The 21,719-nt window shown below is 42.9% G+C and carries 17 protein-coding genes, 1 rRNA gene and 1 pseudogene; 16 read left to right on the top strand and 3 right to left on the bottom strand.

Going from position 1 to position 21,719, the window contains the following annotated elements; translation table 11 throughout:
* Nucleotides 1-2: 2 nt before the first annotated feature.
* Both ACJV45_RS00095 and rlmB read right to left on the bottom strand, forming a co-directional pair.
* A complete protein-coding gene (locus ACJV45_RS00095) occupies nucleotides 3-1,772 on the bottom strand; it encodes an ABC transporter ATP-binding protein (RefSeq protein WP_419397362.1) in 1,770 nt (589 codons plus the stop codon).
* 37 nt (nucleotides 1,773-1,809) lie between these two features.
* Entirely contained in the window at nucleotides 1,810-2,805 is a 996-nt protein-coding gene (gene rlmB, locus ACJV45_RS00090) for a 23S rRNA (guanosine(2251)-2'-O)-methyltransferase RlmB (protein ID WP_032812547.1), read from the bottom strand.
* Nucleotides 2,806-3,017: 212 nt separating this feature from the next.
* Between rlmB and ACJV45_RS00085 the strand changes: the two genes are divergently transcribed.
* From ACJV45_RS00085 to ACJV45_RS00015, 15 genes and pseudogenes are all read left to right on the top strand, one after another.
* Nucleotides 3,018-5,975 carry a cation-translocating P-type ATPase gene (locus tag ACJV45_RS00085; RefSeq protein ID WP_419397361.1) on the top strand — a complete coding sequence of 986 codons (2,958 nt, stop codon included), beginning with the start codon at nucleotides 3,018-3,020 and terminating at the stop codon, nucleotides 5,973-5,975.
* A gap of 88 nt (nucleotides 5,976-6,063) precedes the next feature.
* Nucleotides 6,064-6,645, top strand: coding sequence for a dCTP deaminase (dcd, locus tag ACJV45_RS00080; RefSeq protein ID WP_419397360.1), 582 nt, complete (start codon nucleotides 6,064-6,066; stop codon nucleotides 6,643-6,645).
* A 325-nt stretch (nucleotides 6,646-6,970) separates the two neighbouring features.
* Nucleotides 6,971-7,792 carry an alpha/beta hydrolase gene (locus ACJV45_RS00075; protein WP_116692647.1) on the top strand — a complete coding sequence of 274 codons (822 nt, stop codon included), beginning with the start codon at nucleotides 6,971-6,973 and terminating at the stop codon, nucleotides 7,790-7,792.
* Complete coding sequence (locus ACJV45_RS00070) at nucleotides 7,789-8,253, top strand: nucleoside deaminase (protein ID WP_353582457.1); 465 nt, start codon at nucleotides 7,789-7,791, stop codon at nucleotides 8,251-8,253. The genes ACJV45_RS00075 and ACJV45_RS00070 overlap by 4 nt, the downstream gene beginning before the upstream one ends.
* Nucleotides 8,254-8,786: 533 nt before the next feature.
* Nucleotides 8,787-9,797 carry a LacI family DNA-binding transcriptional regulator gene (locus ACJV45_RS00065; RefSeq protein WP_165847568.1) on the top strand — a complete coding sequence of 337 codons (1,011 nt, stop codon included), beginning with the start codon at nucleotides 8,787-8,789 and terminating at the stop codon, nucleotides 9,795-9,797.
* A 262-nt stretch (nucleotides 9,798-10,059) separates the two neighbouring features.
* The gene (locus ACJV45_RS00060) at nucleotides 10,060-11,553 is read left to right on the top strand and encodes a sugar ABC transporter ATP-binding protein (RefSeq protein WP_116692434.1); all 1,494 of its coding nucleotides are present in this window, start codon (nucleotides 10,060-10,062) and stop codon (nucleotides 11,551-11,553) included.
* 152 nt (nucleotides 11,554-11,705) lie between these two features.
* Complete coding sequence (locus ACJV45_RS00055; RefSeq protein WP_419397359.1) at nucleotides 11,706-12,707, top strand: ABC transporter permease; 1,002 nt, start codon at nucleotides 11,706-11,708, stop codon at nucleotides 12,705-12,707.
* Between the two features lie 312 nt (nucleotides 12,708-13,019).
* Complete coding sequence (locus tag ACJV45_RS00050; RefSeq protein WP_019261473.1) at nucleotides 13,020-13,958, top strand: D-ribose ABC transporter substrate-binding protein; 939 nt, start codon at nucleotides 13,020-13,022, stop codon at nucleotides 13,956-13,958.
* A gap of 456 nt (nucleotides 13,959-14,414) precedes the next feature.
* Nucleotides 14,415-14,810: a D-ribose pyranase gene (rbsD, locus tag ACJV45_RS00045; RefSeq protein ID WP_004120082.1), complete on the top strand. Its 396-nt coding sequence runs from the start codon at nucleotides 14,415-14,417 to the stop codon at nucleotides 14,808-14,810.
* A 67-nt stretch (nucleotides 14,811-14,877) separates the two neighbouring features.
* Complete coding sequence (locus tag ACJV45_RS00040; RefSeq protein WP_353582456.1) at nucleotides 14,878-15,942, top strand: ribokinase; 1,065 nt, start codon at nucleotides 14,878-14,880, stop codon at nucleotides 15,940-15,942.
* A gap of 64 nt (nucleotides 15,943-16,006) precedes the next feature.
* A pseudogene (locus ACJV45_RS00035) lies at nucleotides 16,007-16,108 on the top strand (nucleoside deaminase); the annotation flags it as partial.
* A 225-nt stretch (nucleotides 16,109-16,333) separates the two neighbouring features.
* Nucleotides 16,334-17,302: a ketopantoate reductase family protein gene (locus ACJV45_RS00030; protein ID WP_004120076.1), complete on the top strand. Its 969-nt coding sequence runs from the start codon at nucleotides 16,334-16,336 to the stop codon at nucleotides 17,300-17,302.
* Nucleotides 17,303-17,553: 251 nt separating this feature from the next.
* Nucleotides 17,554-17,865 (top strand): type II toxin-antitoxin system Phd/YefM family antitoxin, encoded by a 312-nt coding sequence (locus ACJV45_RS00025; protein WP_004120074.1) that lies wholly within the window; start codon nucleotides 17,554-17,556, stop codon nucleotides 17,863-17,865.
* The gene (locus ACJV45_RS00020; protein ID WP_004120072.1) at nucleotides 17,855-18,235 is read left to right on the top strand and encodes a type II toxin-antitoxin system YafQ family toxin; all 381 of its coding nucleotides are present in this window, start codon (nucleotides 17,855-17,857) and stop codon (nucleotides 18,233-18,235) included. The genes ACJV45_RS00025 and ACJV45_RS00020 overlap by 11 nt, the downstream gene beginning before the upstream one ends.
* 64 nt (nucleotides 18,236-18,299) lie before the next feature.
* Nucleotides 18,300-20,252, top strand: coding sequence for an alpha-glucosidase (locus tag ACJV45_RS00015; RefSeq protein ID WP_353582455.1), 1,953 nt, complete (start codon nucleotides 18,300-18,302; stop codon nucleotides 20,250-20,252).
* Nucleotides 20,253-20,280: 28 nt separating this feature from the next.
* Here the strand turns inward: ACJV45_RS00015 and ACJV45_RS00010 are convergent, their stop codons facing one another.
* A complete protein-coding gene (locus tag ACJV45_RS00010) occupies nucleotides 20,281-21,063 on the bottom strand; it encodes an SIR2 family NAD-dependent protein deacylase (protein WP_419397536.1) in 783 nt (260 codons plus the stop codon).
* 569 nt (nucleotides 21,064-21,632) lie between these two features.
* Here ACJV45_RS00010 and ACJV45_RS00005 point away from each other — a divergent pair.
* A 16S ribosomal RNA gene (locus tag ACJV45_RS00005) occupies nucleotides 21,633-21,719 on the top strand; the annotation flags it as partial.

Here is a 21,719-nt window from a genome sequence, read left to right as displayed (position 1 = left end):
GCTTATTTTATATGCGCTTTGCGCTCGTAAATAGTAGACGTGCTTTCATAAACCCAAGCTTTCCAAGATGTTTTAACGTTGGAAACAGCGTGCGCATTGTAATGCGAAATGTTGTAGTTTAATGCCAAGAAGTAGTACCACGGTTGGCTGGATTCGCTAACAAAAAATTCTGGCTCGCCCTTTGATGCGCACGCTGCCAACTCTTGTACTTGCTGGCTTGCGGTAGGGCTTTCATTCGTTATAAAAGTCTTGTTTTTGTAAGCGCAATCTATAAGATTTTTAGAAAAATAAGGGTTTGCGCCTATTAAAAGCCACGAATATTGGTGAGTGTCGTTTTCTTCGTGAGAAATAACTTTTCCACTTTCGTCAACCTGCTCGTCGTTATGAAGCCAAGATGCTACAAAACGCTTATTTTGCAAGTGATTACTAGATATGTATTGTGCTACAGCTCTAGAAGGCGAATAGTCAAACAGAATGTCGTTTACGCAAGCAAACGCGTTCCAAATTAGGCTTGGTGCAAGGATTATTGATATTAGTAGGTTGATTTTAAAAGCTTTGTTTTCGGTAATTTTTGTTTTATTTTGATAAAGATTAGTCGGCTTTATTTTAGCTAGTGCAGATTTTGTAAAAATGGCGACTTTAACAAAAATCGCAGGAATATCTTTTGTACTAAGCGGCTCTTTGATGTGACTAATCCAAAGTATGCTTAGCAGAAACACAAAGATTAGACCTGCGTGGTGAAGCGTAAAATAGCGAACGGCTACGATTGTAAGGACAAGATAAGGGATTACAAGAACTGTAAGAAGTTTTCTGCGCTTGGCGATTCTAATTGCAAATGCCCAAATCGCAAGACTAAAAATCGTGCATATTGTGATTGGCAAAAAGTCAAAAGGCATTCTTCGCATTGAAATATCGCCATAAAAGCTTGTGAACATGCTTTCGGAAGGCATTACAAATATAAAAGCGAAGCATTTTGCGATTGTTGAATTACCATCAATCGTTGCGCGAGTGGCGAATGCGTTTTTTGCTGGCCATGCAAGAGCAAGGTTTGCAATGCCAAAAATGGCGATTAATCCCCAAGATATAAGTCGTGCTAAATTTGATGCTACTGTTATTCTAATTGCATTAAAAGTGGAACTAAAATTAGGAGTTTTGTTAGGAGCTTCGTTAATGTTCTTGCTAAAAACTCGCCAAATCCAAGCAATCGTAAATCCTGCAGCAAACGCAATTCCGTATACGCTAAGCAAGCACATAAACATAAGACTAATCGCCAGTTTCCAAGCGCTAGAAGTCTTAGAATCCGCACTATTCCAATAATGTGCCGTCACTAGCAAGCTTAAGCAAAGCAAAGCGTACGGTCGCGATGTAACTCCGTATTGGAAGCAAGCAAAATAAGTAAACGGAATAAGAAAAGTTGCAAGGCTGCTTGCGTGTTTAAAAGGCGACTTAAAAATAAGCCACGCACCTAGTAGGCTTGCACAAACCAGTTGAATGCCCTTAATTCCAAACTCGTATGGAACGCCATTTTTAGCTGCAATCGCAAGTAAAAGATTCCAAAAAGGAGGGTGACCCTCGTAATGCGTTCTAACGCTAATAATGTCTGCAAGCGACGAGTCGCGCGCAATCAGCCAGCTTTGAGCTTCGTCAAACCAAGGTTCGTGGAAACACATTACGATTGCAATAATCGCAATGTATAAAACAAAAGCTACTAATAAAGCTAATGTGCGCGCGTTATGTGAATCTTGTAAATTGCGTGGCTTAAAAATCCGCATTCGCATTACTGTTAACTCTTAATCGCAATGCGAATTACTAATTTTGACTCAAGGCGGCAAGCCTACGAGCGTTAGCAACAGCATACAAGCTGATTCCAGCTGCAACGGATGCGTTAAGCGATTCAACAGCGCTAGAGATTGGGATTCCAGCAATAGCATCGCAAGCTTCACGCGTTAGGCGACTCATGCCCTTGCCTTCGCTTCCAAGAACTACAACAAGCGGATCGGTTTCAAAACCAGTTTCGCCAACAAGCTTGTCGCCGCCGCCATCAAGACCAATCGCGTACCATCCGCGTTCGCGCAAACCTTGAATCGCCTTGTTTAAATTCACAACGCGAGCAACAGGCAAGTGTGCTGCAGCTCCTGCAGAAACCTTCCAAGCGGCAGCCGTAACAGATGCGCTCCTGCGCTCAGGCAAGATTACACCATTTGCGCCAAAAGCTGCTGCGGAACGAATAACAGCACCAAGATTTTGCGGATCAGTAACGCCATCTAGGGCTATAAACAATGGGCGCGCGTTAATGCGAGCGGCTGCAGAATCTGCCGCCTCCATAGCGCGAGCCTTCTTTTCTGCGCGATCAACAAGCTCTTGCAACGAATAGTATTGATAAGGCTGCACTTTTAATATAATGCCTTGATGATTAGTGCTGTGAGCAATGCGATCCATTTCCAAGCGGTCCGCTTCCAAAAGTCGCAAGCCTTGCATGCCAGCAAGCTTAACGATTTCGCGCGTGCGATCGTCGTGCTCAATACGATTTGCCACATAAAGTTGCGTGCTAGGAACGCCTACGCGCAAAGCTTCAAGAGCTGCATTTCGCCCAATCACCAACTCGTCGCTATCTGTGCCCAACTTATCTACTCTGCGTCTAGCCGCCAAACGTGGATCTGCAAACGTGCGCTTAATCGCAGCTTTTTTAGCGAAATAAGCCTTATGATACACGCGATCTTCTGCTTTAGGAGTAGGTCCTTTGCCGCGCAATGCATTACGATGTTTTCCACCCGACCCCTTGGTCGGTCCTTTTTTCATAGCCATATTCCTATTTTCACATGCCCCCGAGGCATTGACGATGCTTTGGTGCTGCATTAGCGAGGCATTAGTATTTGGCGCTTTATGTGGCATAATAGAACGGTACTTAATTATTGTTATTGCAATAATCCACAACCGCGCAATAATCAAAATTTTGAGTTAACTTTGCATAAAATCTTGATTATTGACTACTCCGCGGCGCTCCCAAGGGGGAAAATATGGTTGATCAAAGTGATCAATCCAAAGATCCGTCATTGCAAGACGTGCAAAATGTTGCAAATGCGCTTAATGTAAACGTTTCTACGGGTTTAAGTAGTGATGAGGCAGCTAAAAGGCTTGCGCAATTTGGACCAAACGTTTTAGCTAGCGCTCCTAAAACACCAGCGTGGAAGAGGTTCCTCGAACAGTTTAAAGATCCGCTTGTTTACCTGCTTATAGCGGCTACTATTATTTCCGCAATCGCATGGTTTGTTGAGCGCGCTCAACATGGTGGCGAAAGTGGCGGCGAAGTTCTGCCGTTTGACTCAATAGTTATAATCGTGATTCTTATAGCAAACGCTGTTTTGGGCTATATTCAAGAGTCGCGTGCGCAAGAAGCGGTTGAAGCTCTGGCAAAAATGAGTGCTCCGCAAACGTCTGTTCTCAGAGATGGGCGAGTTATGCGCATAGATACGGCGGATGTTGTGCCTGGAGATATTTTGGTTCTTGGCGAAGGCGATGCCGTTTCTGCAGATGCAAGGCTTATTGCAGCCGCTTCTTTGCGCGTTGCAGAAGCAAGCCTTACAGGCGAATCTGTTGCTGTCGGCAAACGTCCAGAAACTCTAACTTCGCCAAAATCTTTGGCAGACCGTACAAACATGGTGTTTAATGGCACTGCCGTAACGCAGGGCACTGGTCGCGCAATTGTCACGTCTACTGGCATGAAAACTCAGGTTGGAAAAATCGCGGATATGCTTTCTAGTGCGCAAGAAGAAGCTACTCCTCTCGAGAAGGAGATGGTTCGCGTATCTAAGGTGCTTGGAATCGCAGTGTGCATTATTGCAGCCGTTGTGCTTGCGTCTATGTGGGCGCTTGAAGGATTCCGCACTATTGAAGATGTTATAGATTCTTTGCTCCTTTCGGTATCTCTTGCTGTTGCTGCTGTTCCAGAAGGTTTAGCGGCGATTTTGACAGTAGTTCTTGCTTTGGGCGTTCAGCGTATGGTAAAGCATCATGCTGTTGTTAAAAAGCTTTCGTCAGTGGAAACGCTTGGATCTGCATCTGTTATTTGCTCCGACAAAACTGGTACTTTAACTCGAAACGAGATGACTGTTGAGCGTGTTATAACGCCTAGTGGCCAAGTGCAGCTTACAGGTAGCGGATATAAGCCAGAAGGACGAATGGTTTTGCTTGATTCTTTAGATGCGGATTTGGCAGTTCCTCCAGCTCTGGCTACAGAGGTGATTGGTGCGCTCGGCTCTGGGTATTTGGCAAACGATGGCGACTTGCATCATAATGAATCGTCTGACGCATGGCAGCCAGTTGGCGACCCTACCGAGGTTTCGCTTATTGTTGCGGCGCGCAAAACCAAGGCGGACAAGCGTTACGCGCATCTTAGTCGCGTTGCGGAAGTGCCATTTACTTCTGAGCGCAAACGCATGTCTGTTGTTGTTAAAGATGGCTCGGATTCTGGAAATCTTATTGTTTGTGCTAAAGGCGCTCCAGATGTTTTGCTCTCTTATTGCACGCGAATCGCAGTGTCTGGCGCTGTTCGTCCGCTTACAGATGGCGATCGCGAAGAAATTCTTGCAAACGTGGAAAAGCTATCTGGAGAAGCGTATCGCACGCTTGCAATGGCGTATAGGCCGCTTGGCGTAGATAGTTTAGCTAAAGTTGACGGCATGGTTTCTAATGCTGCTGGCCAAATCGCAGATGTTGCTGAACAAAGTGATGTTTTGGAGTCTGATTTGATTTGGAACGGCATGGTTGCGATTATTGATCCTCCTAGAATCGAAGTTCGAGATAGCGTTGCTCAAGCGCATCGTGCTGGAATCAGAACTGTTATGATTACTGGCGATCACCCGCTTACTGCTGCTCGAATCGCTCGCGACCTTGGCATTATTGGAAAAGATGAGCATGCGCTTACAGGCGATGAGCTTGACGAATTGCTCTCGCGCAACGACGATAATATTGCTTTTGATGAAGCTATAAGTAAAACTAGCGTGTACGCGCGCGTTGCTCCAGAACACAAGCTTGCGATTGTTTCCTCGCTTCAAAGGCAAGGCAATATTGTTGCTATGACTGGTGACGGCGTAAACGATGCTCCTGCTGTAAAGTCGGCAGATATTGGTGTTGCAATGGGCATTACGGGTACGGAAGTCACTAAAGAATCTGCCAAGATGATTTTGGCTGACGATAACTTCTCTACAATTGTTGCAGCCGTGCGCGAAGGTCGCGGAATTTTCGACAATATTCGTAAATTCTTGCGATACTTGCTTAGCTCCAACGTTGGAGAAGTGTTTACCGTTTTTGGTGGCGTAGTGTTTGCTGGCGCTTTGGGAATTACGCAGCCAAATTCTGTTGGCGTAACTTTGCCTTTGCTGGCAACTCAGCTTTTGTGGATTAATCTGCTTACGGACGCTGCTCCTGCGCTCGCAATGGGCGTTGATCCGCAAACGGATGATGTTATGAATAGGCGTCCGCGAAGACTTACGGATAGCGTTATTGATAAGCCAATGTGGGGAGACATTGTGTTTATTGGTGTGATTATGGCAGCTATAACGCTGATTGGCATGGACATGCATTTGGCTGGCGGATTGTTTACAGACCGCTCCACAACTGTTTTAACTCATGCCGCTCAAATGACTCACGCGCGCACAATGGGCTTCACTATTCTTGTGTTTGCGCAAATGCTTAATGCTTTGGCTTCTCGCTCGCATTTGCAAAGCGTGTTTGTTGGTTTGTTTGCAAATCGTTGGCTTTGGGGTGCAATCGCAGTTTCTGTAGTGTTGCAGCTTGCTGTAATTTATATACCATTCCTTAATGGTCCGTTTGGCACGGTTCCGCTCGACTTTATGGAGTGGGTGGAGTGCCTTGGGCTTTCAATGGTTGTGCTTATTGCTTCGGAGTTAAGAAAGTGCGTTTTGCGTTTTATGGCTCACAAGAAGTCTGCATCTGCTGTTGCGATTTCTGCTTAATATTTTCGACCGCGGCACGCGCTACACTTGGCGTATCAGTGTTTAAGTGTTTGTTTTACGAAGTTTTATCGCAAGGAGATTTGACGTTATGCTGTTGTCTGATCGCGACATCCTCAAAGCTCATGACGAGGGTCATATTGATTTGACCCCATGGACCCCAGAAATGGTACAGCCTGCGTCGATTGATGTGCGGCTCGATCGATTCTTCCGATTGTTCAATAATCACGCTTACACCTACGTGGATCCTGCAGAAAATCAAGGCGAGCTTACTGAGCAGTTTGCGGTTGCCCCTGATGAACCTTGGATTTTGCATCCTGGCGAGTTTGCGCTTGGTTCCACTTGGGAGTATGTGAAGTTGGATTCAACGATTGCTGCGCGCTTAGAAGGTAAAAGCTCGCTTGGTCGTCTTGGAATTTTAACTCATTCCACGGCTGGCTTTATTGACCCAGGTTTTGAAGGCCATATCACCTTGGAGCTTTCAAACGTTAGCACTCTGCCAGTTAAATTGTGGCCAGGCATGAAGATTGGCCAAATGTGCTTCTTCCAGCTAAGCTCTCCATGCGAAAATCCTTACGGATCTTCTGTTAACGGATCTCACTATCAAGGTCAGCGTGGTCCAACACCATCTAGGTCTTATGAGAACTTCTATCGCGCAAATTTGGAAGATTAAATTTATAAGATTAAAGTTAAAAATCTAGATTTGAAAGTCTAAATTTGTAAGATTAGCAACGAATATCAAGAAAAATCAGGGGAAAAGTAGCAAACTTTCAGGAACTTATCAGCTAATGTACTAGCAGCACTAAGGATTATGTGTTTTCATAATATTAGTGAAAAACTTAAAAAGTAATTCACGAAAGCTTATTCATATTTTTTCCTTTAATTTAAACCCCGACTTAAACGGTCGGGGTTAAATTTTTATGTAGCGTTTATGCGTTTAGCGCAGTGTTCGGGTTACAAGGGTTATAAATGCCAAAGCTGTGCCGTATGCTGTAGATATGACTAATCATAACGGTGTGATCTCAGATGAGTTCGACAACGGCGAGTTTGACAATAACGACAATAATGGCGATTTTGGCAGCGAAGACAGTGCTGCAAGCGCTTCAAATGGTCTCCATGCTGGTCGCGAATCTAGTGTTGTTCCAGGACGTTTCGGCGAAGATCTACATGTAAGCGCTGCCAAGTATTCTCGCGGAGAAGCGTCGGCTTACGCTACAAGACCTCTTCTTTTGCTTCTGCATGGATGGGGTTCCAATGAGGATGATTTGCTTGACTTGCTGCGCGTTGTTGCCCCCTATAATGATGCGATTTCTTTGCGCGCTCCGCTTCGATTAGATCAAGGCGCTTACAGCTGGTTCCATGATGCTGTTCCTCAGGGAGATGACTTAGATCGAGATATGTACGCTGCAGCTGCTGCAATTGACGAGTGGGTTGCTGCGAACGTTCCTGAAGATCGCGCTGTTGTGCCATTTGGTTTTTCGCAGGGTGCTGCTCTTGCTGTTCATATTCTCAGGCTTAACCCTGAGCGTTATCGTGCAGCCGTTGCACTTTCTGGCTTTGTAGCTCCTAATATTGCCAAGGATATTTCTCTTAATGATGATGTTCTTGCGGATCTTAATACGCCTGTTTTCTTTGGTTATGGTTTGGATGATGCTGTTATTGCTCCTTACGAGTTTTCAGCGGCTGCAGCCTGGCTTGAGGAACATACGTGGCTTGAGGAGAAACGTTATCGCGGGCTTGACCATGCTGTTCATATGGAAGAACTTGGTGATATTCGCTCTTGGCTTGCGCTGCACAATATTTCTTCGGGGTTAATGTGACTTTCGGCGCGCGCGAATATGTTCCACTCATGCAAGAAGCTTTGCGACTTGCGCGAACTGCTGCCGATTGCGGAGAAGTTCCAGTTGGAGCTGTTGTTGTAGACGGCTCTGGAGTGATTATTGGGCGCGGCTCTAATCTTCGTGAGCGAGACTCTGACCCTCTTTCTCACGCAGAAGTTCTTGCGATTAGGCAAGCAGCAGAGGGTCAAAAGTCTTGGAATCTTAGTGATTGCACGCTTGTTGTTACTTTAGAACCTTGTCCTATGTGCGCTGGCGCGATTTTACAAACACATATAAAGCGTGTTGTTTTTGGCGCATGGGATTCAAAACTTGGCGCATGTGGATCTGTTTGGGATATTCTGCGAGATCCTCATGTTGGCTCGCATCCGCAAGTTTTTGGTTCTGTTTGTGAATCGCAGTGTGTTCAGATTCTAAGCGATTTTTTTAAGAATTGCAGGTAGATTTTTAAGAGTAGATTTTTAAGAATCGCAGGTAGGTTTGATTTACTCAAGTCTTTTCTAGCTGTCTTCTCTAGCTTTGTTTAGTCTTGTTTAATATAGCCTAGTTTCGTCTTCTTTTATTGTGTCTTATTTAATCTTATCTATTCGTATTTTTAGATTATTTCATTTTACTAATAATTATTTTAATAATATAAATTTCTTAGTATTTTTATCTTGCAATTGCGCTTTTTAAATGTTATAGTTGCGGTAACGTTACCGCACAAGACTTACTACGGAAGTAAGAAGGGTGTGAAAACGTTATCTCATGGGTGACTTTGGTCAGCGCTGATGAAGCTACTTAGTGAGATTGAGGTTAGTAAAAACATCGTATGCATAGATGCATAGTGTGATTCTCTCAAAAGAGAGGAGTATATGGAAAAACGTAATTTAGAATATAGAATACAAGAGAAAATCAGAGCATATAAATTGCAATGTAAATAATCTTAAATGCTGTACTTGTATAGTTTTGTATAGTGTTACCGATGGGAGGTGCTATGACGTATATTACGATTCGCGATGTTGCACAACATGCTGGAATATCAGTGTCAACTGTGTCTCGTGCATTAAACAACACGGGTCGTATATCGGCAAACACCAAGGCAAAAGTTGAGCGTGCGGTTGCTCAATTAGGTTATATCCCAGATTCGCGCGCGCAAGCAATGCGATCGTTACGCACAAAAACAGTAGGACTGCTTGTGCCAGACATTCGTAACGCATATTTTGCCGAACTCGCTTACACTGTTCAAGACTCATTGTTTGAGGCAGGCTATTGTGCATTTATAGGAACATCATCTGAAAGTGCATCTCGTCAAGATTCATTTATAACCAGTATTCTTTCTCAACGTATTGATGGGGCGATTATAGTTCCTCAAGGCGAAGTTACTGAAGCTATGAGAAAGCTGATTGAGCAGCGACTCCCTATGCTGTTTATGGATCGCCACGTAGAACCGCAAGCTGGCGGCTTAGAACACGTGCCAGTAGTTGATTCAGACCCGGCAAAGGGCATTCGTGATGCGCTGTTAGATGTTCTGCAACATGGTTTTCACTCAGTTGGCTATATTTCTGGCCCAATTATTGCTTCGCCATCGTTGCAAGAACGTGAGCAAGCATTTAGAACCGTGGCTTCAGAGATATTTGGCGAAGAGCATGTATTCGTAGAATCAACAGGATTTGACCAGTCGTCGTGTGCAAGCGTAATGCATCGCATGATTAATGTTGGAGTGAAAGCTCTTATTATTGGCTATTCGCCAGATGCGTTGCGAGTAATGCAAGTGATGGCTCAAGAAGGATTAGTAATAGGCAAAGATATATCATTGATTTCTTTCGATGATGTAGAAGTGTTTCGCCTAGCAACTCCACGTATTTCTGTGATTTCACAGCAAGTTCAACGCATTGGCCACATAAGTGCTGCACTGTTTTTAGATATGCTTGAGAATAATGGTGACGTTAAATCGCAGCGTGTAGAAACTGTGTATATCCCTCGCGAATCGCTAGGGCGAGCATAGATTCGTAAAAAGCTGCAAAATATCGTCATTATTTAATGGTTTATCTATCAGTATCTCAACTGATTATTGCACTGTAACTTTGTTGTACGTGTATTAATTGTTTGAGTGAACATTGTTCGTACTCTGTACTCTGCGCATTGTACTTAATGTTGTATTCGCAATTTGCAAGTCAATATAAACGTAATTAAACAAACAATAACTTGACGTAATCAATGGTAATTTCGCGATTGCATTGTTGCTATAGCGAAGGAAGAGGCTAAACATGACGGAGCTGTCATTAGTAGGAGTATCGAAAATATTCGGTAATTCTACTGTAGTTGACAATGTGTCAGTAAAAGTAAAGCCAGGTGAAGTTCATGTTCTACTTGGTGAAAATGGTGCTGGCAAGTCAACTGTTATTAAAATGATGAGTGGCATTTATCAGCCAGATAAAGGTCATATTGAGATTAACGGCAAAACGGTGCGTATTCCTAATGTAGATTCTGCGCGCAAATTAGGTATTGCTGTAATACACCAAGAGTTAAATTTAGTGCCTGAACTTTCCATTATGGAAAATCTGTTTCTTGGCATGCTACCGACCAAAGCTGGTTTTGTTGATCGCGCAACTATGCGATCTAAAGCAAAAGAGGCATTGCAAGTTATTGGCTTAGAAGAAGATGTAGATAAGCCAATGGGAGAGCTTGGAGTGGCTCGTCAACAAATGGTAGAAATTGCTAAAGCGCTTATGCAACATGCATCTATTCTTATTCTTGACGAACCAACAGCAGCACTTACAAAGCGTGAGTGTGAACAATTATTCAGCATTATTGCAGATCTGAAATCTAAAAATGTTGGAATGGTATTTATTTCTCACCATTTGGACGAGATTGCACGAGTTGGAGATGTAGTAACCGTACTTCGAGATGGAAAATACGTTGACACTGTTAGTGCAGATGTTCCAGAAAAAGAACTTGTAAGGTTAATGGTTGGACGCGATATAACTAATCAGTTCCCACATGGAAATAGGCATCAAGGCAAGGAATTGCTAAAAGTAGAAGGATTAACGCGAAAAGGTGCTATTGAGGATGTGTCTTTTAGCGTTCATGCTGGAGAAGTCGTTGGGCTTGCGGGCTTGGTTGGTGCTGGTAGGACTGAGGTTCTTCGTGCAATATTTGGAGCGGATACTTACGATTCGGGATCTGTTACTGTAGACGGAAAAGTGATTCCTAAAGCAAATATTGCTGGCAGCATTGCTGCAGGTCTTGGATTAGTGCCAGAAGATCGTCGCGTGCAAGGCCTTATTTTGGAAGCCTCTGTTGCAGATAATCTTGGAATCTCTACGTTAATTCCTACATCTCATGCTGGTTTTGCAGATTTGAAAGGTCAGCGTGCGCATGAAGAAGAGACTGCAGAGAAATTGCGTATTCGCATGGCAAATATTGATCAGCTTGCTGGTTCACTTTCTGGTGGAAATCAGCAAAAAATCGTATTTGGCAAGTGGTCTATGGCAAACGTAAAAGTGCTGCTTTTGGATGAGCCTACTCGTGGCGTTGATGTTGGCGCTCGCGTTGAAATCTATGAGCTTATTAACAATATCGTTGAAAACGGTGGAGCAGTACTTATGGCTTCGTCAGATTTACCTGAAGTTCTAGGAATGTCTGATCGTATTCTTGTAATGTCAAACGGCAAGATCAGTGGAGAGCTTGCTGCAAGCGAGGCTACGCAGGAAAAGGTTATGGAACTTGCTGTAACGCATCTTAGTGAATCAGATAAATAGCAATAAATAACAATAAACAACATGGCGTGAAGTCATATTGAAAAATTAAAAATTGAAAGATTACTTGTAAAACGTAAAACTTGCGTTCTGCAGTTTGAAAAGCGCAAATAGGTGCTGTGAACTGTTGGAAACTCGTTAAAGGAGTATTTGTTATGGGTGCTACAAAGAGCGAAAAATCTCACCGTTTAGGGTATGGTGCAGACGACAAAGGCTTTTTGCCAACGTTAAAAAAGTTTGCATCTCGTAATGGTGCACTTATTGGTTTGATTATTTTGTGTGCAGCGCTTTCTTGCGCTACGCCTGCATTTTTAACAAGTGTAAATATTCTCAACGTTGGCATTCAAGCTGCTACGGTAGCAATTTTGGCATTTGGTCAAACTTTCGTAATCGTTTCCGCTGGAATTGATTTGTCGGTTGGTGCAGTTGCTGCGATTTCTAGCATGCTTGTTGCTTACACTGGCGCTTCTATGGGCTTACCTCCAATATTGACTATTGTTATTGGTGTAGCTACAGGTGCAGTTTTTGGCTTAATTTCTGGCGTTGCTAATGCTTTTCTTAAGCTGCCGTCGTTTATTGCCACGTTGGCAATGATGTCTGTGGCTCGTGGACTTACGCTGGTTGTTTCGGATGGTCGTCCTATTTCCACTTCGGGCATGGTGAATTTCTTCGGAGCAACAATATGCGGAATCCCTATGCCAATAGTGATGATGATTATTATGGGCGTTATTTCCGCAATAATCTTGAACTTCACTACTACAGGTCGTTCAATGTATGCTGTTGGCGGAAATATGGAAGCATCTCGTCTTTCTGGCATAAACATTCATAAAACTCAAATTATGGTGTTTATTCTTTCTGGCGTTTTTGCTGCTGTAGCTGGTTTAGTGATTGCAGGGCGTTTGCATTCTGCTCAGCCTCAAGCAGCTACCGGTTACGAGATGGATGCTATAGCGTCTGTGGTTATTGGTGGCGCATCGCTTTCTGGAGGCAAAGGTAAGATTTCAGGCACATTCGTAGGCGCAATACTTTTGGCTGTTATTCGTAATGGCTTGAACATTTTGAACGTTTCTTCCTTCTGGCAGCAAGTTGTTATTGGCTTGGTGATTGCGTTTGCTGTAAGCCTCGATACTTTGCGACGCAAGGAAGATACTCACTGAAATAAGGCATACTAAGCAATTAATAGACATAAATTAATAGACATATTAATAATCCGTAGAAACTTGATCTCCTTGCTTAGAAGGGGGGTGTTTATAAAGGTATTGACTTAATGGTGGCAAGCATCAATGCCTAAATGCAGCAAAAATATAATAAGAAATCTAACAAAAATCTAATAAAAATAATTTAAATTATAACTGAAAACAATTTAACAATATGGTAAATAAATGGCAAAAACATCAGCCTTATTTATGCAAATAATGTTTTAAATATTGTGATTTGCGATTAATAAGGCAATAGTCAAAGGAGATATGATGAATTATCTAGTTATGCGCCGTGGTATGAAGCTCGCTTGTGCTGTTGCAGCAGCATCGGCTCTTGTTTTCAGCATGAGTGCGTGTGGAAATGCAAGCTCTAACGACAAGGTCGCGCTGTTAGTGTCTACGCTAAATAATCCATTCTTTGTGGATTTGCGTGATGGTGCGCAAGCGGAAGCCAAGAAGCTGGGAGTTGATTTACAGGTTTCAGATGCTCAGAACGATTCTTCTAAGCAGCAAGATCAAGCTCAAAACGCGCAATCTCAAGGTGCTAAAGCAGTAATTATAAATCCTGTGGATTCCGATGCTGCTGGTCCAGCTGTTGCGCCACTTCTTAGCTCTGGTATGCCTGTGATTTCTGTGGATCGTTCCGTAACTGGCGAAAAAGTTACTTCTCACATTGCTTCCGATAATGTGGCTGGAGGTGCTCAAGCTGCCGATGCGCTCGCTAAGAGCATGGGAGAAAAAGGCGAAGTTCTGATTTTGCAAGGTATTCCAGGTGCTGCTTCTACACGAGATCGTGGCAAAGGTTTTAAGGACCGCATTAAGAAGTATCCAAATATTAAGGTTGTTGCAGAGCAGACTGCTAACTTTGATCGTGCTGAGGCATTGAACGTTGCAACCAACTTGTTGCAATCTCATCCAAATGCAGCTGGCATTTACGCAGAGAATGACGAGATGGCATTAGGTGCAATACAATCATTAGGTGCTAAAGCTGGTAAAGATGTTAAGGTAGTTGGCTTTGATGGTACTGCCGATGGTATGAAGGCAATTAAGGCTGGAACAATGGCTGGTACTATTGCTCAGCAACCAAAGGAGCTTGGACGTTCTGCTGTTGCTGCAGCTGTAAAAGCCATTAAGAAGCAAACTGTTCCAAAGACTGAGCCAATTACTGTGAAAACAGTTACAGCAAAGAATGTAGCTGATTTCGAGTAATAGTAAATCAAGTAGTACAAAAAGTAGTACAACAAATAGTACAAAAAAGTAGTAAACCAAATAGTGTGAAAAGTGTACAAAAAGTAGTACAACATTTATATGGCGTTGAAATCGTTGACTTGTATGCTGAGCGTAACAATTAATACGATTTTATTGCATATGCAACGTGTATGTTGTCATCGTTTTCAACGCCGCACTATTTGTGGTTTTTAATATCACGTTATTTTTGATGCGTTATTTTGGATGTACTATTTTGGTCATATTATTTTTGATGCATTATTTGTAAATATATAAAAGTAAATATTTAAAATAAAGTAAATACAAATAAGTAGATATTTAGTCTTACAACAATCATTACAGCAAGCATTTAAGCTTGATGAGCATTTGCTATTATGCGATTATCACTGTTGATAGTCACTAATGCAAGGTAAAAATTTAATATCATAAGGAGGAAAAATGTTAACTCATGGCATCTTGAACTCGCAATTAGCGGCTGCTCTGGCAAAGCTTAGGCATAAGGATCAATTTGTTATTTCTGATTGTGGATTACCAGTTCCGCAAGGCGTAGAAGTAATAGATTTAGCTTTAATATTTGGGATTCCGCGATTTAGCGATGTGCTGAATGCAATCAAAGATGATTTGGTACTTGAATCAGGCATAATGGCTAAAGAAGCGTGCAATAAAAAGCCAGAAGAGTGGGTAAAAGAATCCTTAGGTGTGCCACTAACGTATGTTCCGCACGATGGCGATGAAGGTTTTAAAGCTTTAGTTTCACAGGCAAAATTTGTGATTCGTACAGGCGAAACTACGCCATATTCCAACGTTTTGTTGCGCTGTGGTGTTCCTTTCTAAATTTCTAAATTATAGGTTCTTTTATTAAATTTTAATATTAAAGATTAGTTGCTAATTTAGGAGAAAAATGCATTGTTATAGTGAGCTTGATTCATTAAGTGGATTGGAAAATATAGCGTCGCTTCGCTTAAATGATTTAAAAGTTACGCAAGAGAATATGCAAGAATCGCATAAAGCAGATTCAAACGCTATTGCAATAGTCGGCTCTATGAACGCGGATTACACTATTGTGGCAGATCGTCTTCCTAATCCAGGAGAAACCATTAATGGAAACGAGATTCGCGTATTGCCAGGCGGAAAATCTGGCAACCAAGCTGTATCGGCTGCAAAACTAGGTGCCAACGTTAAAATGTTTGGCGCAGTTGGCAACGATTCCAATGCTGATTTTCTCCTAAATTCTTTGCAATCTTCTGGAGTTGATACAACTTGTGTTCGTTGCGTAGAAAATAAAAAGAGCGGCGCAACGGTGATTACTGTAGATGCTCATAGCGGTGAAAACACTATTGTGTATGCTCCAGGTTCTAATTCTTTAGTCGATTGTGAGTATGTTCAATCGCCATTAGTAAAATCCGCTCTTACTAGCGCAAAAGTTCTTGGCCTTTGTTTAGAAAGTCCTTTAAAAACTGTAACTATGTGCGCGCAACTAGCGCATGAAAACGGCGTAAAAGTGCTTCTTAACGATTCGCCATTTTTAAACAAGTTGCCTAAAGATTTGATTGATTCTGCAGATATTTTGCTTGTTAACGAGCACGAGATGGCGCAACTTTTGAATATTGAAGAGCCAGAAGATGGTGATTGGTGTTCTTTTGATTGGAATCATGTAGCTCACGCTATGCATGATTTTGGCTTTGATGAATCTGTAGTTACGCTTGGCTCTAAAGGCTCTGTAGTGTTGGATTATTCCAAGGAAGATTGCGTATGCATGATTTCCCCTCAGCGCGTTAAAGCTGTTGATACAACTGGCTGCGGTGATGCTTTTATGGGCACAATACTAGCTTGTTTGTCTGTAGATATGCGATTAGACGAAGCTGCTGCGCTAGCGTCTTATGTTTCTGCGTATGCAGCTACTGGTTTTGGCGCTCAAGCTTCCTATGGCACAGTTGAACAAATTCGTCAATTCTTTAATGCTTAAGTGACTGAGTTGTAGGTGATTACGTTGTAGGTGCTTGCGATATGCGTATTTTTGTTATGCGTGCTTGCGAGATCCGCATATTGGCTCGCATCCGCAAGTTTTTGGTTCTGTTTGTGAATCGGAGTGTGCGCAATTATTGCGTAATTTTTTCGAAAATCATAGATAAAACTGAATAATTTTTTAATTAGAAACGCCGCAAAGATGCAATTAGAAAAATTTTGACATTCTCCCAAAACTGTGTAATATGCTATAAAAACAAAAAGCAGTTGGCTGATTTTAGTCACTACAATCAGCCTTACTGCTTTTTACTATATTCATAGTCGCTTCGACGAATTTCCATGTATGTACGAATTTCGCCTAAGCACATTTTTACCTAAAAGGAGGTGTCACTATGAGTGGCATGAAATATGCAATGATCGGTTCTGGAGCTATGGGGTATCGCTATGGCGTTTTGTTGCAGGAAACGGCTGGTATTCATGTTGATTTCATTGATGCCTGGGATGAAAATGTGAATAAAGTCCGCGAGCAAGGCGGAGTAATGGTGAGCCGAGATCATGAAAATCGTCATCTTGTGCCAATAAATATGTATACTCCGGAAGATTATGACGGAGATCCAGATGTGTGGATTGTGTTTATGAAGCAGATGCAGCTTGCGGAAATGTTGGAGCGTTGCAAGCATTTGTTTAAGGATCATCAGGTTGTGTTCGCTGCAATGAATGGTTGGGGTCATTTCGAAAAGCTTCAGCAGTATTTCTCGGATGATCGTATTTACGGCGGAACTGCCATGATTGCAACCGTACTGAATGGCCCCGGAGACGTTGATTTTATTGGTAAAGTCGGCGTTGGTACGATGAATATGTGTGCATTGAATGAGCAGGTGAGTGATGTTGAGCTTGCTATGCGAGACGACTTTAAAGCTGCTGGCTTGAATCCTACAATTACGGAAGATTTCAAGGGTACGTGCATGGCGAAGGTAGTTTTTAATTCCGTAGTTAACACTTTGTGCACAATGTATCAGATTCAGATGGGTCAGTTTATTTCGTACCCAGGAGCTATGGATATGGCTCGACAGCTTATTAATGAAGCGTATGACGTGTGCGATCGTGCAGGAATTCGTATGGTTAATACTCGTCAGCAGGAGTTGGAGGCTATTGACTACGTGAGCCGAGTCGCAAATCCTTTACATTATCCTTCAATGTACCAAGATATGAGTCGCGGACGAAAGACAGAAGTTGATTATATCAACGGATATATTGCAAAGCTTGGTCGCGAAAATGATTATGTGTGCCGTACTCACGAGTTCTTGACTCACGGAGTTCATTTGGCGGAGCTTGCATTCAAATTGCATAATCAGCAATAAATAATCAGCAATAAGAGGTATCTAATTCTGTATTTTATTTGGTATCTAATTTGGTATCTAATTTTGCAGAACTTACAGTGAATGAGAAGGAGACGCGGCTCGTGGTTTTTACTGCGGGCCGCTTTTTATTCTATTTTAACTATAATATTTACAAGTGCAACAACTTTCATATATACTTGTGAAAAACATAGTAAATATATGTGTATTAAGTATGTGTATGGATTGTCTGTAGAAAAGTTAGGGTAATGCATATGGTTACAGTCGCTCCGATAAGCACTATGGTTCCGATTAGTGCTTTTAGTAACGGTAAATCTGCACAGGCTTTTGCCAAGGTGAGTTCTGGTATGCCGGTTACAGTGCTAAAAAATAATCAACCAATGTACTTCATTATTAACCGTGAAGATTTTGAGCGTTATCAATCACTCGAAGAACAACTTCAAAAGTATATTGAAGAAGCTATCGAAAATAAAAACAATGAAGCTCGTAAGCAAGTTCAAAATCGCGAATTTACCCATGAATCACATACTGCTTCTGACATGATGGATTACCTAAATGGTCTGTGAAAAGAGACGTCTTCTTACAATCAAGTCATTTGATAATGACTATAAAAAGATTCGTAAAAAGCATATTAACACTGAAGATTTTCTTGCCGTATTTCAGGCTCTTATAGATAATAATCAACAGCTATTAAAGAGTAAATATCGTGACCATGCTCTTACTGGTAGTTGGAAAGGATACCGTGAGTTGCATGTACAGCCAGATTTACTACTTATTTATTGGGTTGATGGATTGTCTGTTTCTTTAGTATTGGTAAGAGCGGGGAATCATGATGAATTATTCTCTAATGCTCATACTAATTCTAAAATTATTCGCAAGTATTCTGAGATGGTAAGTAATACTTTAACGTTGCTTGCAAAATCCAAAGATAGCTAAAATAAAGATAGCTAAAATATAGAATAATAAAAATATAGATAATTAGAATATTAATGGGGATTAAATGACTACTTTTGACAGAGCAAACTTGCCAAAATCCGTGCGCACAAACGGCGCTACGCCAAACCCTTGGTGGGCAAATGCAGTTGTGTATCAGATTTATCCGCGAAGCTTTCAGGATACTAACGGCGACGGCATTGGCGATTTGAAGGGAATCACTTCTCGTCTTGATTATTTGGCTGATTTAGGTGTTGACGTGCTCTGGCTTAGCCCTGTTTACAAGTCTCCGCAAGACGATAACGGCTACGATATTTCCGATTATCAAGATATTGATCCACTTTTTGGCACTCTGGAAGATATGGACGAGCTTCTGGCAGAAGCGCATAAGCGCGGACTTAAAGTCGTGATGGATTTAGTAGTAAATCACACTTCCGACGAGCATGCGTGGTTCCAGGCTTCAAGAGATGCTTCTAGCGACTATGCAGACTGGTATTGGTGGAGGCCAGTGCGCAAAGGGCATGTGCATGGAGAGCCAGGTGCGGAGCCAAATAAATGGGGTTCGTATTTCGGCGGTTCCGCGTGGACTTACGATCCGAAGCGCGGAGAATACTATTTCCACCAGTATTCGCCAAAGCAGCCAGATTTGAATTGGGAAAATCCTGCGGTTCGTGCTGCCGTATACAAGATGATGAATTGGTGGATGGATCGCGGAATTGACGGTTTCCGCATGGATGTGATCACGCAAATTTCTAAGCGCATAGATAGCGAAGGACGTTTGCCTGGAGAATGCGGTTCGCAGATTGAGGATGCGCCGGCAGGCGACGACGGCTACTCTTCGCCGTATTTCTTCTGCTCCGATGGCCCTCGTTTAGACGAGTTTTTGCGCGAGATGCGCGAAGCGGTTTTCAAAGGTCGCGAAGGTTTCTTAACTGTTGGCGAGGCTCCTGGAATTTCCGCGCATCGAAACACTTATATTACAAATCCTGCTAATGGTGAGCTAGACATGCTCTTCTTGTTTGATCAAGTTAATGTTGATTGCGCAAATGGAACTAAGTGGAATCCTATTCCTCTTAAGTTGACGGCATTAAAACGCGCAATGGCAGATCAGCAGCAGGCTGTTAGCGAGGCTGGTTGGGCGAGCCTGTTCTTTAATAATCACGATCAGCCGCGTGCGCTTTCTCGCTGGGGTAGTGAGGCTAGCGATGAGATGCGCGTGCTTTCCGCTAAGGCGATTGCCATGCTTCTCCATATGCACCGAGGCACTCCATACGTGTATCAGGGTGAAGAAATTGGTATGACTAACGCGCACTTTACTCGTCTCGAGCAGTATCGTGATTTGGAAGCGTTGAATATGTTTAAGCAGCGCGTAGAAGAAGCGCATATTCAGTCGGCGGAATCGATGATGGATGCGCTCGCAAAGCGTGGTCGCGATAATTCTCGAACTCCTATGCAATGGAATGCGTCTAAATATGCAGGATTTATGCCTTTTAATGTTCCGTCGCAAAATAATGCGCAGCCGTGGATTAGTGTGAATCCTAATTATGTAGATATTAATGCTGCTGAGCAAATGGAAGATTCGGATTCCGTTTATTCGTTCTATAAGCGTTTGATTGCGTTGCGTCATTTGCAGCCTGTTGTTTCGGCTGGATCTTGGAATTTGATTGATGCGGATGATGAGTGTGTTTACGCGTTTATTAGGCAGGTTGAGCAGACTTGTGAAAATGCTAAGGCAGATGTGGCAGGTAAGGCAGGTCTTGAGAATGGTGTGAATTCTTCAAGCGCGGTTGCTGGCGATTTGCCTTGCGCTTCTGTAAAGAAGTTGCTCGTAATGATAAATATGACGGATTCATCTGTAGCAATACCTGATCAAAGTGCCGGATTGTTGCGTAATATCGCCTCTAACAGCGTATCGTATGATGATGTGATGATTTCTACTTACAGCGCGGATCATGCCCTTAAATCGCTTAAAAATGGCATGCTTGCGCCTTGGGAGGGAATCGCTGTTGGCTTGCAATAATTATTTTGTAATAGTCACTTTGCAATATTCACTTTGCAATAGTTTCGTCTACTAACTTTGGCAGAGCTTTCGCAATATCTTCGCGTATTATGCGCTCTGCCAAATAATCGTATTGCGTAGCGCCCAGGTTCATTATCGTAATCGGCACTCCTACGCGAGCAGCTAGTGGCACAAGGCTGGCAGCTGGAAACACTTCTAGCGTGGAGCCAATAACCCACAGTTCGCTTGCTTGCATAATCGCCTGCGCGCTGCGTTCCATCGCGCCTTCGGGAAGTGCTTCTCCAAAATATACTACGTCCGTTTTTATAAGACCGTTGCAAGGCATATTTCCGCGATACGGCAGCGCGCGCCTGCAATGTGGATCTGGGTGCGCGTCTAAGTCGCGCATAATGTCTGCTGTATTGTAGCTCGCGTGGCAGCTCATGCAATGCGATGTTCCGATGCTTCCGTGCAAGTTCACTACAATATCTGGGCTGTTTCCAGCTTTTTCGTGAAGCGCATCAAAGTTTTGAGTGGCGATTAAGTCAAGCATCCCAGCTTTCTCAAGTTTTACTAGCGACTTGTGCGCTGCTCCAGGAGCCGCGTTCCAAACTGGCGACTCTTTTTGCCATCGCCAAGAATAAATGCGTTCTTCTTCACTGCTTAAAAACGCGTCTATATCGTAAACATTCATTTGCCCTGGGTGCTTAGTCCAAACTCCATCTGGACCTCGAAAATCAGGAATGCCTGCGCTTGTAGATATTCCTGCGCCTGTTAGAACCACAATGTGGTGGTGTGGGTTGTTGTTAGTGTTTTTCTCGCTATTTCTCATATCTATATATATAGCACGCATATATATGGTGCGCATATATGGTGTTCATATGTAGTGCGCATTTCGTTTATGTTGTGAATTTTGTGGATATTGTGTATATTGCTTTGCGCGACACTCCCGGGTTTTGTGTTTTTTATGGTTTTTTGTTTGTTTTTTGGGTTGTTTTTGGTTTTGTGTTGGTGGTTGTGGTGGTTTGTTGTGGTTTTTTGCGTGTTTTCGACACGCCGATGTTTTGGCTTGTTTTCAATGGTTTTGTGGTGTTTGTTTAATGTTGGTTTGCGTTTTGGTGGGGTTTGGTGTAAGTTTATCTCTTGCTGCTCAGCGCGGCTGGTTCTCCTCGGTTGAGGTTGATGGGCCGGCTGGTGTGGTGGTGGTTTGAGAACTCAAGAGCGTGTCTGTACTACTTATTAGTTAATTATTGCCAGTTCATTGTCAGCCTCACGGATTGTGGGGTGCCTGAGAGATGGTTAAATGATGGTGAGGTTTTTTGTTGGGATGTTCTTTCCTTAAAGAATGTCTCGTCTTTTTCTTTTATATTGGAGCCTTTTGTTGGCTCTTCATTGAAGTTTTTCGTGGAGGGTTCGATTCTGGCTCAGGATGAACGCTGGCGGCGTGCTTAACACATGCAAGTCGAACGGGATCTGACCAGCTTGCTG

The sequence above is a fragment of the Gardnerella lacydonensis genome (assembly GCF_048545055.1).
Taxonomy (GTDB): Bacteria; Actinomycetota; Actinomycetes; order Actinomycetales; family Bifidobacteriaceae; genus Bifidobacterium; species Bifidobacterium vaginale_C.
Note: the sequence above shows the minus strand (reverse complement) of the source record. Positions and strands in the feature narration are given on the sequence as shown.